The 12,835-nt window shown below is 68.8% G+C and carries 12 protein-coding genes; 4 read left to right on the forward strand and 8 right to left on the reverse strand.

Annotation, left to right across the window (positions count from 1 at the left end; all coding sequences use genetic code 11):
* Positions 1–50: 50 nt before the first annotated feature.
* Entirely contained in the window at positions 51–869 is an 819-nt protein-coding gene (gene nadE / locus ACZZZQ_RS03765; protein WP_053098839.1) for an ammonia-dependent NAD(+) synthetase, read from the reverse strand.
* 112 nt (positions 870–981) lie between these two features.
* On the opposite strand from nadE, the gene ACZZZQ_RS03770 reads away from it, so the two are divergent.
* A complete protein-coding gene (locus ACZZZQ_RS03770) occupies positions 982–1,539 on the forward strand; it encodes a phosphorylase family protein (RefSeq protein ID WP_072590787.1) in 558 nt (185 codons plus the stop codon).
* Between the two features lie 26 nt (positions 1,540–1,565).
* On the opposite strand, the gene ACZZZQ_RS03775 is transcribed toward ACZZZQ_RS03770, so the two are convergent.
* From ACZZZQ_RS03775 to ACZZZQ_RS03790, 4 genes are all read right to left on the reverse strand, one after another.
* Entirely contained in the window at positions 1,566–4,562 is a 2,997-nt protein-coding gene (locus tag ACZZZQ_RS03775) for an AAA family ATPase (RefSeq protein WP_463506917.1), read from the reverse strand.
* 51 nt (positions 4,563–4,613) lie between these two features.
* Entirely contained in the window at positions 4,614–5,768 is a 1,155-nt protein-coding gene (locus ACZZZQ_RS03780) for an exonuclease SbcCD subunit D (RefSeq protein WP_463506918.1), read from the reverse strand.
* Between the two features lie 109 nt (positions 5,769–5,877).
* The gene (locus tag ACZZZQ_RS03785) at positions 5,878–7,323 is read right to left on the reverse strand and encodes an MFS transporter (RefSeq protein WP_056277063.1); all 1,446 of its coding nucleotides are present in this window, start codon (positions 7,321–7,323) and stop codon (positions 5,878–5,880) included.
* 153 nt (positions 7,324–7,476) lie between these two features.
* A complete protein-coding gene (locus tag ACZZZQ_RS03790; protein WP_053099389.1) occupies positions 7,477–7,785 on the reverse strand; it encodes a GNAT family N-acetyltransferase in 309 nt (102 codons plus the stop codon).
* A 328-nt stretch (positions 7,786–8,113) separates the two neighbouring features.
* Here ACZZZQ_RS03790 and ACZZZQ_RS03795 point away from each other — a divergent pair, with 328 nt between their 5' ends.
* Genes ACZZZQ_RS03795 through ACZZZQ_RS03805 form a run of 3 tightly spaced genes read left to right on the forward strand, consistent with a single transcriptional unit; the run spans position 8,114 to position 10,045 of the window.
* Positions 8,114–8,815, forward strand: coding sequence for a winged helix-turn-helix domain-containing protein (locus tag ACZZZQ_RS03795; RefSeq protein ID WP_053098834.1), 702 nt, complete (start codon positions 8,114–8,116; stop codon positions 8,813–8,815).
* Between the two features lie 34 nt (positions 8,816–8,849).
* Positions 8,850–9,809, forward strand: coding sequence for a DNA-3-methyladenine glycosylase family protein (locus ACZZZQ_RS03800; protein ID WP_463506919.1), 960 nt, complete (start codon positions 8,850–8,852; stop codon positions 9,807–9,809).
* Between the two features lie 38 nt (positions 9,810–9,847).
* Positions 9,848–10,045 carry a hypothetical protein gene (locus ACZZZQ_RS03805; RefSeq protein WP_053098832.1) on the forward strand — a complete coding sequence of 66 codons (198 nt, stop codon included), beginning with the start codon at positions 9,848–9,850 and terminating at the stop codon, positions 10,043–10,045.
* Between the two features lie 3 nt (positions 10,046–10,048).
* On the opposite strand, the gene ACZZZQ_RS03810 is transcribed toward ACZZZQ_RS03805, so the two are convergent.
* From ACZZZQ_RS03810 to ACZZZQ_RS03820, 3 genes are read right to left on the reverse strand one after another with little or no spacing between them, the layout of a single operon-like run.
* The gene (locus ACZZZQ_RS03810; RefSeq protein ID WP_363519819.1) at positions 10,049–10,804 is read right to left on the reverse strand and encodes an iron ABC transporter ATP-binding protein; all 756 of its coding nucleotides are present in this window, start codon (positions 10,802–10,804) and stop codon (positions 10,049–10,051) included.
* Positions 10,801–11,826, reverse strand: a complete 1,026-nt coding sequence (locus ACZZZQ_RS03815) for an iron chelate uptake ABC transporter family permease subunit (protein WP_187249980.1) — start codon at positions 11,824–11,826, stop codon at positions 10,801–10,803. The genes ACZZZQ_RS03810 and ACZZZQ_RS03815 overlap by 4 nt, the downstream gene beginning before the upstream one ends.
* Complete coding sequence (locus ACZZZQ_RS03820; protein WP_463506920.1) at positions 11,819–12,817, reverse strand: iron chelate uptake ABC transporter family permease subunit; 999 nt, start codon at positions 12,815–12,817, stop codon at positions 11,819–11,821. The genes ACZZZQ_RS03815 and ACZZZQ_RS03820 overlap by 8 nt, the downstream gene beginning before the upstream one ends.
* Between the last annotated feature and the right edge of the window lie 18 nt (positions 12,818–12,835).

The following is a 12,835-nucleotide window of genomic DNA, read 5'->3' on the forward strand; positions in this document are numbered from 1 at the left end:
GACACTTCGACACTAGCCGCGGCATCCGACACGGGATCACGATGGGCCGCTCAGCGCCACCAGGAGTCGTCGGGCGTCACGGGCAGGTTGCGCTTGTGCTGGGTGGCGAGATAGCGCGACTCGATGCGCCCGGCGACCTCCGGGTCGACCTGGCGCCCCTCGAGGAAGTCGTCGATCTGCTCGTAGGTGAGTCCGAGCTCGTCCTCATCGGCGCGACCGGGCTGACCGTCGAGCAGATCGGCGGTGGGCACCTTGTAGGCGAGCTGGTCGGGAGCGTCGAGGAGCAGGAGAAGCGAACGCCCCTGCCTCTTGGTGAGCCCGGAGAGCGGGAGGATGTCGGCGGCCCCGTCGCCGAACTTCGTGTAGAAGCCCGTCACGGCCTCAGCCGCGTGGTCGGTGCCGATCACGAGCAGACCGTCGTGGCCGGCCAGCGCGTACTGCGTCACCATGCGCACTCGCGCCTTGATGTTGCCGCGATTGAAGTCGCTGATGTCGCTCGTGACGGCGAACTCGATGTCCTCCTCGACGCCGTCGACGCCGTTCTGGATGTTCACCTCGACCGACGCATCCGGCTCGATGAACTCGAGTGCTGCCTGGGCATCCGCCGCGTCCTTCTGGATGCGGTACGGCAGCCGGACGGCGAGGAACTTCGCCTCCCCGCCCTCTGCTCGCACCCGCTCGACGGCGAGCTGCGCCAGACGACCGGCTAGTGTCGAGTCCTGACCGCCCGAGATGCCGAGCACGAAACCTTTCGCGCCGGTGGTGCGCAGGTAGTCGACGAGGAACTGCACGCGGCGCTCCACCTCGATCTCGGGGTCGATCTCGGCCCTCACGCCGAGCGCTTCAGAGATCTGCTGCTGCAGGGTCATGTGTTCCTCCGGTCTACCCGACGTCAGTATCCTCCTCCAGTGTTACATCGAGATGACGTGGATCGCACGCGCGTGACTCCGCGGCGGCCGATGCACCTGAGAGGATGGCGGAGTGAAACTTCTCGTCGCAGCCATGGCCTCCGAACTCGCAGCGTTCCCGGAAGAGCTCGAGGGATTCGACCAGCTCGTGACCGGCGAGGGCAAGATGCAGGCCGTCTACGCCCTGACCCGTGCGCTCGACGCCAAGGAGTACTCCGAGGTCGTGGTCGTCGGCACCGCCGGTGGGATCGACCCTGAACTCGAGGCGACGGTCCACGAGATCGGCAGCGCGCTGCAGCATGACGTGTTCGACCTCGACGGTGTCGCAGGGCAGCACGTCTCCCTGCCGGCGCGCGTGTCGACGGGCCGTGAGGGTGTGCTGATCGCGACCGGAGACAGCTTCGTCGGCGATGCGGGGATCACGGCCGTCATCCGGCCGTCCGGTGCGGGACTGGTCGACATGGAGACCTATGCGTACATCTGGGTCGCCGGGAAGTTCGGGGTGCCGATCCGTGCTTTCCGTGCGATCTCCGATCGAGCCGAGGACGGTGCGCTCGTCGACTTCCGCGAGGCGATCGCCCGCTGCAGCGTGCAGCTGCGCGAGGTGATCCGTCGGGAGTACGGCGTCTGAGACGGGCACCGCGCCGGTGCGGGGTCTCAGCGCGTCTCGATGACGCTCGGCCCGTTCGGCGTCGCGCGTACGGAGAGCTGCGCGGGGATCTGCTCCTGCATCGCCTCGACGTGGCTGATCACCCCGACGGTCCGACCGCCCTGTCGGAGCTCGTCGAGGGTGCGCATAGCGACGTCGAGCGTGTCGCCGTCGAGGGATCCGAACCCCTCGTCGATGAAGAGGGTGTCGAGACGGATGCCGCCGGCTCGCGCCGTGACCACCTCGGCGAGTCCGAGAGCGAGGGCGAGCGAACTCAGGAACGTCTCGCCGCCTGACAGGGACTGCGCTGGCCTTGTCTGGCCGGTGAATGCGTCGAACACGACGATCCCGAGCCCGGATGCCGCGCCGCGCGCGGCGAGCGCGTCGGAGTGACGCAGTTGGTAGCGCCCGGTCGACATGTCACCGAGGCGTCGATTGGCCGCCTCGACGATCTCCTCGAGCTCCGCGGCCAGCACGAACGTCTCGAGGGTCATCTTGCGCGTGTTCGCACCGCGCCCGGCGATGGTGTCGGCCAGGTTCTGCAGGACTTCGTACTCGGCGGCGTCCTCCGCGGTGCGCGCGTGCTCGGCGGCGGCGGCCTCGATGAGTGCTGCGAGCTGCTCCGCCACGGCGGCAGCTCGCCCGGCTTCGTCGACCGCTGCCGACCAGCGCTGCCGAGCGGTGAGGGACCTCAGCTCGGCGGGATCGAGATCGATCGGCTCCTCGGGCAGCGTGCGCAGTTCGAGGTCGAGGAGGATCGCGCGCTCCTTCTCTCTGAGCACGGCATGCTGCGTGATCCGGCTCTCGAGCGCCGCCTGGGAAGCGGCGGAGCGCAGCGCCCGCTCGACAGCGGCCACGTCGGGAAACTCGGACGCGGCGAGTGCGGCGTCCCGCTCGAGCATCGCCGCGGTCGCCGCCTCTGCTCTGCGCTCACGTTCGGCCGACGCCTCGACCAGCGCGAGAGCAGCCTGAACTTCATCGAGCGTCGCAGCGAGCCGCGCTGCCACGGAGTCGAACGGTCCTTTCGCGTCGGCGATCGCCTGACGCGCCTCGGCCATGCGCTGAGCCACGAGCGAGTGCTCCTCGCGGGCTGCGGCCAGCGCGGCGGTGTCACGTTCGCGATCGATCTCGAGCCGCCGGATGCGTTCGATCAGGGCGTCGCGCCGCTGTTCGAGCATCGTCCGCTCGTGCGAGGCCTCGACGCTCTCCGCGTGTGCGGCGGTCGCGTCGTGCAACTCTGTGGCAGCCTCATCGGCTGCTCGGCCGTCGGCCCGGGTGACTGCGGCGGCGAGATCCGCACGCAGCGAGGACACGTGCTCGGCGGCGTCCCGCTCACGCCCGGCGATGATGTCGCGCTCGGTCTCGGCTTCGTCGACGTCGTCGGCGGACACCGGATCCGTGTGCACGGCGGGAGCGGGATGCTCGGGGGATCCGCATACCGGACACGCTTCGTCGTCCTGCAGGGAAGCCGCCAGCTCTCCCGCGATGCCGTCGAGGCGGCGCTGTCTGAGCTGAGCCAGCGCCGTCTGGGCCGCGGCGAGCGCGGCGCTGGCCTCAGCGAGCTCTCGCTCCGCTCCGCCGTGCGCGACACGGAGGCGTTCCGCCTCGAGCGCCGCGGCATGCCGCACGGCGGCACCATCTCGCGCTGCAGCCAGATCCGCGACGCGATCGGCACGCTGCCTCGCCGCGTCACGGTCGAGAGTGAGCTGTTCGAGCTGTCCCGGAAGAGCGACGCGATCGGCCTCCGCCGCCTCGATGCGCGCGGTCGCGGCCGCCACGGCATCCGCGGCCGCGGTGAGTTCGGCGTCGAGAGCGGACGCGGAACCCTCCAGTTCCGCCGCCCGCTGCCACGTGCCCGTCTGCCTGGTGCGTTCAGCCGCCCATTCCGCGAGATCGTCCGTGACGATGTCGTGAGCCGCCCACACGGCGCGTGCGCGCTTCTCGGCTTCGACCGAAGCATCGAGCGCAGAAGACGCCGTCGCCGCGGCCGTGATCGGGCCCCGAAGAAGCTCCGCAGTCCGAGCCTCGTGCAGTTCCGTCCGCGCGTCCGCGATCCGAGGCTCCTCGGCCTCGAGACGATCGAGCGCTGCCCTGGCACGATCGCGCTCGATCTGCGCCCTCTGCTCGTCTCGCAGCGTCGCGAGCGCCGCATCCGCGGCATCCGACTCCTTCTCGGCGTCGACACGCTCCGCCGCGCGACGCTCGGCGCGGTAGTCCGCTCGAGCCTGAGCGCGACGCAGACGGTCGAGACGCTCGTCCGTCGTCATCACGAGGGACTCCGCCTCACTCGAAGCGGTGTCGCCTCCCTGCGCGTCGCTGTCATGCCCGAGGTCGGCGTTGTCGACCAGTCGCTCGCCTTCGTCGAGGCGGGCTGACACGGTGGCGAGACGGGCTCCGAGTGACCGCTCCGCCGCCTTGCGTCGCTCGTCGAAACGCGTCTGCACGTCCTCGAACCGCTCGGTGCCGAACAGCCGCCGCAGCAGCGCCTGCCGCTCACGACTGCCGGCGAGCAGGAACTCCGAGAAGCGGTTCTGCGCGAGCAGGATCACCTGCAGGAACTGCTCACGGCTGAGCTGCAGGATCTCGTCGAGTTCGTAGGCTGCCTCGCGTTCCTTCGCAGCGAGTCCGATCCACTCGCCGCCGACCAGCGTGTCGAGCTGCACGGCTGCCGACTGCACCGTCATTCCGCCGCCACGTTTCTTGGGACGCTCGTACTCGGGCGAACGTGTGACCCGGTATCGGCCTGCCGGAGTACTGAACTCGACGACGACCTCGGTGACGTCGTCGGGCTCGCAGTGGTCGCTGCGCAGTCGCTTCTCGCCACCCTCGTACCGTGGCACCCCACCGTAGAGAGCGAAGCAGACCGCATCGAGGATGCTGGATTTGCCTGCTCCCGTGCGACCGGCGATCAGGAAGATGCCGTCGTCTGCGAAGGCGTCGAAGTCGACGACCTGACGATCGCGGAACGGCCCGAAGCCCTCGACCTCGAGGAGGTGCAGCTGCATCAGAGCGCCTCCTTCGCTGTCGGAGAGTCTTCGCGTCGAGCGGCCACCGGACTAGACGAGGGCTTCTGCACGAACGCGGTCATCGAGCACCTCGCGGATCAGCTCGGCCTCGCGCTCGGTCGCCCCGTGTCCTGAGCGGACGTGCTCGAGGAAGGCCTCGATCCGTTCAGGATCGGTCCCGGCACCCTGCAATCTCTCGACGTACGACCGCTCGATCGTCTCCGAGGTCTGGGACGGCTGATGCTGCACCATCGCGCAGTGCGGATACCGCTCACGGAGTCGGCGCATCGGCTCTGTCTGGGCGAGCGCGTCGGTGTAGACCGCGCAGACCCAGTCCTCCGCGTGAGCGGCGACGTTCTCGGTCGACAGGATCTCCTCGAGGGTGCCCGTGAGCGTGACGAGACGGCGAGGCACGGGGAGCTCGAGCCACTCGACCGATGCCAGTCCGGTCGCGTCGAGCTCGACCAGCCAGGACCCGCGCGGCTTGTTCTGCTCGCCGAAGCTGTAATGCAGGGGGGCGCCCGAGTAGCGCACGCGCTCGCTGATCTGCTGGCGCCCGTGGATGTGACCGAGGGCGACGTAGTCGGGACCGTCGAACACGGTCAGCGGCACGACGTCGAGACCGCCCTGCCGGACCTCGCGCTCGAGGCCCACCGTGGCGTCGACCCCGGCGGAGAAGCAGTGGGCGATCGCGACGGACCGGCCGGGGTGTTCATTCATACCGACCCGTACGAGGTCCATGGCGTGCGCCACCGTCTGCGCCTGCGTGCGCAGTTCGGCCCCGTTCCAGTGCTGTCGGACGATGGCGGGCTCGAGGTAGGGGATGCCGAAGAAGTGCACGGGGCCGTCGGCGTCTGTCAGTGTCACCGGAGTGCCGATCGCGAGGGGGTCGGTCAGCACATGGATGCCGTCACGCAGCAGTCGCGCCTGGAACCCCAGCCGCGCGGCGGAGTCGTGGTTGCCGCTCGTGACGATCACACGTGCCCCCGTCTCGTGCAGCGCCACGAGAGCGTCACCGAGAAGCGTGTACGCGGGGCCGGCGGGGGTCGCCGAGTCGAACACGTCGCCGGCGACGATGACGACGTCGACCGCGTGGTCGCGAACCTGCGCCGTGAGCGCCCCGAGCACCTCGGCCAGCGCGTCCATGGTCGAGTTGCCATGGAAGGTGCGGCCGATGTGCCAGTCGGAGGTGTGCAGGATTCGCATACTCACACGCTACGAACCCCCACCGACATTCGGTCCGAGGCGTGCCGTGGCGCCCGTTCCCCGCATCGAGATCTCCGCGATCCGGCCGAGAGAGGACGCCACGACGACGTCAGTGCGCAGCGACGGCCAGTCCCGGCTGCGCCGGCATCAGCTCGTCCTTCGTGCCCCGCACCATCACCGCGGCGATCACGGCGGCGACGAGCATGAGGATCGACGCGACGATGAAGACCCAGCCGTAAGCGTCGGTCAGCTGCCCGGGGTCGAGATCCGCCTGGGCGTGCCCTCCGACCGACGCGGCGTACACGGCTGTGAACACCGACAGGCCGATCGATCCGCCGATCTGCATGGCCGAGTTGGCGACTGCCGACGCGATGCCCGCGTCGTGCGGAGCCACTCCGGTGAGAGCGAGGTTCTGCAGCGGGATGAAGACGAAGCCCATGCCGACGCCGAGCAGCACGAGCGCCGGGGCGATCTGCACCAGGTAGGCGCCGTCCGGGGTGATGCCCGACAACAGGAACAGACCCGCCGCGGCGATGAGCGGTCCGACGATCATCATCGGCCGCGGTCCGATCACTCCGAGCAGCTTGGTCGCGATCGGGGCGATGATCATCGTGGCGATCGGCAGCGGCAGGGTCGCCGCGCCCGCCTGAAGCGCGCCCATCCCGAGCACGAACTGCAGGTGGAAGGTCAGGTAGAGCGTCGCGCCGATCATGATCGCTCCGGCCACGCCCTGGATCAGGAACGCACCACCCCTGACCCGGTCCGCGACGACCCGCAGCGGAAGGAGCGGCTGGGCCACGCGGCTCTCGACCCAGACGAACGCGGCGAGCAGCACGACTCCGAGCACGAGGAAGGTGATGGTGAGCGGGTCGCCCCAGCCGTTCTCGGCGAGGCTGAACCCGTAGACGAGGGAGCCGAGACCGAGGGTCACGGTGATCGCGCCCCAGACGTCGTAGCGGTTGTCGCCGTCCGCCCTGCTCTCCGTCAGGAAGAGCGCTCCGCCGATCAGTCCGATCGCGACGAAGAACAGGTTGACGAGCAGGCACCAGCGCCAATCGGTGAACTCGGTGAGGAATCCGCCCAGGAGCAGACCGACGGCCGCGCCTGTTCCTGCGACCGTCCCGAAGACGGCGAACGCCGTGTTGCGCTCCTTCCCGGAGGGGAAGGTCACGGTGAGGAGAGCGAGGGCGGCGGGAGCGAGGAGCGCGGCGAAGACCCCCTGGAGGCCGCGCGCGAGGATCAGCTCCCAGCCGGACTGCGCGAGGCCGCCGAACAGGGACGCCGCGCCGAAGCCCACCATCCCGATCATGAAGGTGCGCTTGCGACCGAGGTAGTCGGCGATGCGTCCTCCGAGCAGAAGCAGCGCGCCGAAGGCGAGGGCGTAGGCCGTGACCACCCACTGACGCTGGCCGTCGCTCAGACCGAGCGATGCCTGCGCCTGCGGCAGGGCGATGCTGACGATGGTGCCGTCGAGGACGACGATCAGCTGCGTGAGGGAGATGACGACGAGCGCCCACCACCGTGTCTGGGGGCGGGCGCGCAGGGACGATGACATGGAAGAACCTCCGGTGTCGGGGACGATGCCGGAGGTTTCGAGCCTCGGACCAGCGCGCGTCAGCGCCTGACCACCTCAGCCGACGGGGCTGAGCAGAGCATCCATATTACCGGAGGAATGACGCCGCGTAACACAGCGTCACACGTCGATGCGTCAGCGCGAGCGCAGCAGGGACGCGTGCTCGGGATGCGCCTGGAACCAGTCGGCGACATACCAGCACACGGCGTCGACCTTGCGATCTCCGCGCTCCTCGATCTCGGCGACCGCTCCCTCCACGACGACGCCCGCGTAGCCGTGGCCGCGGAAAGTCGGGATGGTGAAGGCTCGCGTCAGGGCGATCGTGTTCCCGTCGTCGCGATAGTCGAGCACGCTGACGAGCTGCCCGTCGCGCGTCAGCGTGTACCGCGAGGCGTCCTTCTCATCAGTGAGGATGAAGCCGGCAGCGAGGGTCGAAGTGGTCACCTTCTCCACGTTACGCCTCGCTCCCCGGCCGGCGGCCGTTTTGACACGCGCGGACTTCTTCCGACATAATCCCCCCATGACTACCAACGCAAGCCCTTTGTCCGCCCAGGAGGCGAACAGGACTGCCGGGATGATGATGCCCGGTCGCGTTGGCATGTGTTGCCGAATGTGTCGCTGAACGAACAGCCACTCCGTCTGACCTGACTTCTCGCGATCTGCGAGGACTGGTCTCCGAGCACCCACCCCGTGCTCGCTTCCCGGCTCGCCCGGTCATTCATGCAACGCATCAGAGCCTTCTTCCGGCTCACGTCCTGAGGACTACATCATCATGTCGAACATCGCACTTCTCGAGCGTCCCGCCGCCGCCACCGCCGTCCGCACCGTCTCGTCGGAGCCCGCCGCACCGCTCGATGCAGATCTTCCCGCCGTCCGCTCGCCGCGAGGATTCGCCCTCTACGTCGGTCTCGACGAGATCAAGGCGGCCGAAGCCGGCGTCAGCCTCCCGCTCCTGGTCGACGCTCTGCGCCGCACCCTCGCCGAGCTCGCACCGGGTGCCGAGACGCACGCCACCGTCGCCCTGGCCCCGCACGGCTCCGGCGGCCGCGACCTCGACGTCGTCCGTCTCGCACTGCACGAGCCGGGTGCGATCGCACGCACCAAGGCCGCTGCCGAAGAGGAGGCGACCGACGAAGAAGGCGGCGTCGTGGTCGACATCTCGCGCAAGCGCGTGCTGATCGACGGCGAGTCCGCGGCGTTCACCTACAAGGAGTTCGAGCTGCTGCAGTACCTCGTGCTCCGTGAAGGACGGACGATCGAGCGCAGCGAGCTGGTCTCCGCGCTCTGGCAGGCGCAGGACGACGAGACTCCCGGCGAGCGCACGATCGACGTGCACGTGCGGCGTCTGCGAGCGAAGCTCGGCCGCTACGAGGACATCGTCCGCACCGTGCGCGGCATCGGCTACCGCTTCGACCGGCACGCCGACGTCGTCATCCGCTACGGCCACGGAACGCCCTCGCCCGACCGCTTCTGATCCGAGTGTCAGCCCCGCCACGTATGGTGGGCGCATGACCCTGACCGCGGATGCCGGAGCCGCCGATGCGGCCTCCCGCGGCGCGCCGCGCGAGACCGTGTATCGGCCGGCCGCACCCGTCGATCTCCGCGCGACGGTGGGCATGCTGCGACGGGGGCCCGGCGACCCGACCATGGTGTTCGACGGCCCGGTGATCTGGCGCACGCTGCGAACGCCGCTCGGTCCTGCCGCACTCGCGCTGCGCGCCCGCGGCGACGAGATCATCGCCACGGCGTGGGGCGACGGAGCGGAGCACGCGCTCGACAGCGTCCCGGAGCTGTGCGGCGCGAACGACGACCCCACCGGCTTCGATCCCTCCCATCATCCGCTGATCGCCGACGTCGCACGCCGGTCGGTCGGCATCCGCCTGGCTCGCACGGGCGTCGTGTTCGACGCTCTCGCGTGCGCGATCATCGAGCAGAAGGTGACCGGCCTCGAGGCGTTCCGCGCATGGAGACAGCTCGTCACGAAGTTCGGCGAGCGCGCACCCGGTCCCACCCCGAGGCCGATGTACACCGCCCCCACCGCCGCGCAGTGGCGCCGCATCCCGTCGTGGGACTGGCACCGGGTCGCGGTGCAGCCGCCGCAGTCGAAGACCGTCGTGCGCGCCGCCGAGCGCGCTGAGAGCGTCTCGCGCGCACTTCTGGCCGCCCCCGCCGGCGAGGAGCGCGATCGCGTGCTGACGAGCTTGCCGGGCGTCGGCATCTGGACCTCGGCCGAGACCCGCATCAGAGCCCTCGGCGATCCTGACGCCGTGAGCGTCGGGGACTACCACCTGGCTCATCAGGTCGGCTATGCCCTCACGGGCCACCGCACGGATGACGACGGGATGCTCGAGCTGCTCGCCCCGTGGGTCGGCCACCGGCAGCGAGTGATCCGCCTCATCTTCGCGAGCAGGGTGAGCGAACCCCGTCGTGGGCCGCGGCTCTCCCCCGAGGATCATCGGAGTCGCTGACCCTGCCGCACGGCGCGGATCGCCCCTAGGCTGAGGCCATGTCCCGCAACGCACTCCGCTTCTCCGTCACGGCAGGGCTGCTCATCGTCGGTGTCGTGATCGGCCTGATCTTCCAGAACGTCTGGCTCGGCATCCTGCTCGCCGCGATCGTCTGGCTCGGCTGGTTCATCGGCTACGAGTCCCGGCGCGGCCACAACACCGGCGTCAACGACGAGGACCACGGCGTCGAGCTCTGAGCGTCAGTAGTAGACCGCCAACGGACCGGACGGCCCCTCGACCACCCGCACGGGCGTATCGAACACCCGGGTGAGCACGTCGCCGGTCATGATCTCGGCGGGCGACCCGAACTCGACGACGGCACCGTCCTTCATGGCGCAGATGTGGTCGGCGTAGTGCCCCGCGAAGTTGATGTCATGCAGCACGATGACGATCGTGCGCCCCAGCTCCTCCGACGCCCGGCGCAGGTGCTTCATCATCTGCACGGCGTGCTTCATGTCGAGGTTGTTGAGTGGCTCGTCGAGCAGCACGAACTCGGTGTCCTGCGCCAGGACCATGGCGACGTAGGCTCGCTGTCGCTGGCCGCCGGAGAGCTCGTCCAGGTATCGACCTTCGAGGTCCCCGAGATCGAGGAAGTCGATCGCTCTGCTGATGAGCTCCTCGTCGGCGCGCGTCAGCCGGCCCTTCGAATGCGGGAAGCGCCCGAAGCCCACCAGCTGGCGCACGGTGAGACGGGTGACGAAGTGGTTCTCCTGCCGCAGCACCGAGACGATCTTGGCGAGATCCTTCGACTTCGTGGTCGCCACGTCGTATCCGGCGATCTCGATCGCTCCGGCGTCCATGCCGCCGAGCCGGCCGATCATCGTCAGCAGAGTCGACTTTCCCGCGCCGTTCGGACCGATCAGTGCCGTGATGCCGCCGGAGGGGATCCGGAGGTCCACAGGGCCGATCGCGACCTGGTCGCTGTAGTCGCGGCGGACGCCGTCGAGTGTGATCACAGCCTGCCCTTTCTGAGGATGACGACGAGGAACACGGTTCCTCCGACGAGTTCGATGAGGATCGACACCATGCCCTGCGCGTAGAAGACGTTCTTCATGACGAAGTACGCCCCGGCGAGGATCGTGAAGGCGGTGAGCACCGCCACCGGGAAGATGAGCCGGTGGTCGTATGTATCGGCGAACTGGTACGCGAGGGTCGCGACGAGGAAGCCGAGGAACGTCATCGGGCCCACCAGCGCGGTGGAGGTCGCCATCAGCACGGCGACGAGGAAGAGCACGGCATAGAGCTCGCGCTTGTGGTCGAGTCCGAGCGAGCGCGACACGTCGGGTCCGAGCGCGAGGAGATTCAGCCGCCGTGCCCGCAGCCACAGCAGCGCGGACGCGGCGACGCACAGCGGGATCGCGAGCGGCAGGTAGGACGCGTCCGCGTTGGAGACGTTGCCGAACAGGCGAGCCGCCAGCACGTCGAACTCGCTCGGTGTGAGCAGCCGCTGCATGAAGGTCGATATCGCCCCGAGTCCGCCGCCGATGATGATCCCGATCAGGAGCATGATCTGGAGGTTTCCGTAGCGCCCCGACAGCAGCCATCCGTAGAGCGCCATCGCGAGCCCCACCATGATGACGACCTGCAGGCCGAACTGCCAGACACCCTGGATCGCGACGAGCCCTGCGACGCCGAACAGGTAGACCGTAGTCGTCTGCACCACCCGATAGAGCGATTCGAACCCCATGATCGACGGCGTGATGATGCGGTTGTTCGTGACCGTCTGAAAGCTCACGGTCGCGATCGCCTGCGCCACCGCGACCACTGCCATCACGGTCACATTCGTCACGCGGAGCTTCGCGATGCGCCAGAACCCAGGCGATCCGATCGGCATGGGGTTGTCCCAGGCGAGCAGGGCGAAGGCGAAGGCCGCGGAGAGGACGATGAGGACGCCCAGCACCAGGGCGTAGCGACGGCGCGCACGCGCGGATGTGAAGGATCCGGAGGTGCGGGCATCGACCGCGAGTGCGCTAGCCACGACGACGCTGCCTCAGCAGGAGGAGGATGAAGACGATCGCGCCGACGATCCCGAGGATCAGCGAGACCGGGACCTCGAACGGCATGATGATCGTGCGGCCGATGATGTCGCAGACCGTGACGATCGCGATGCCCAGCAGACACACCCACGGCAGGTTGCTGCGCAGGTCGTCTCCTCGGACCATCGAGACGATGTTGGGCACGATCAGTCCGAGGAACGGGAGGTTGCCGACGACGACCGTGACGACTCCGGTGGTGACGGCGATCAGCACGGTCCCGAGCAGGATCACGCGGTTGTAGTCGACGCCGACGTTGGTGGCGATCTCCTCCCCGAGTCCGGCGATCGTGAGGCGGTCCGCCACGATGAAGACGACGGCCCCGACGACCGCCACGATCCAGAGCATCTCGTACTGCCCGCGGAGCACCGAGGTGAAGCTGCCGGCGAACCAGACGCCGATCGCCTGGAGCGAGTCGGTGACGAGCGCGAAGTACGTCGACACCGATCCGACGACGGCGCCGAGCATGATCCCGACGATCGGGACGATGAGCGACGACCGGAGCGAGACGCGACGCAGGAACGCGAAGAAGACCATCGTGCCGATGAAGGCGGCGATGATGGCGCCCGTCATCCTCAACGGGATCGACGGGTTCGGCACCAGCACCATGACGGTCAGCAGACCGAGCCCTGCCCACTCGGTCGTGCCGGTGGTCGTGGGTTCGACGAAGCGGTTCTGGGTGAGGAGCTGCATCACGAGTCCGGCCATCGCCATGGCGGCTCCCGCGAGGACGAGAGCGATCGTGCGCGGCACGCGGGTGATCTGGAACATCTCCGCGCCGCCCGCGGCCCCCGCGATGTCGTACACACCCGTGAAGAGCGACACGACGAGGAGTGCGACGACGACGAGGATGCCGATGAGCAGCTTCACGTCGAAGAGCCGCCCGACGGAGCGGGGCGACTCGGCGGATGCGGTGCGGGTATGGGTGCGGGTCATCATGCGACGCCGGACGGC

Source organism: Microbacterium sp. AC132 (assembly GCF_979258525.1).

What these genes read in the sequence shown, in the direction of transcription:
- nadE (WP_053098839.1), bottom strand. Translation starts at nt 869, where the DNA reads ATGACCCTGCAGCAGCAGATCTCTGAAGCGCTCGGCGTGAGGGCCGAG.
- ACZZZQ_RS03795 (WP_053098834.1), top strand. Translation starts at nt 8,114, where the DNA reads ATGTCGAACATCGCACTTCTCGAGCGTCCCGCCGCCGCCACCGCCGTC.
- ACZZZQ_RS03800 (WP_463506919.1), top strand. Translation starts at nt 8,850, where the DNA reads ATGACCCTGACCGCGGATGCCGGAGCCGCCGATGCGGCCTCCCGCGGC.
- ACZZZQ_RS03780 (WP_463506918.1), bottom strand. Translation starts at nt 5,768, where the DNA reads ATGCGAATCCTGCACACCTCCGACTGGCACATCGGCCGCACCTTCCAT.
- ACZZZQ_RS03775 (WP_463506917.1), bottom strand. Translation starts at nt 4,562, where the DNA reads ATGCAGCTGCACCTCCTCGAGGTCGAGGGCTTCGGGCCGTTCCGCGAT.
- ACZZZQ_RS03785 (WP_056277063.1), bottom strand. Translation starts at nt 7,323, where the DNA reads ATGTCATCGTCCCTGCGCGCCCGCCCCCAGACACGGTGGTGGGCGCTC.
- ACZZZQ_RS03805 (WP_053098832.1), top strand. Translation starts at nt 9,848, where the DNA reads ATGTCCCGCAACGCACTCCGCTTCTCCGTCACGGCAGGGCTGCTCATC.
- ACZZZQ_RS03820 (WP_463506920.1), bottom strand. Translation starts at nt 12,817, where the DNA reads ATGACCCGCACCCATACCCGCACCGCATCCGCCGAGTCGCCCCGCTCC.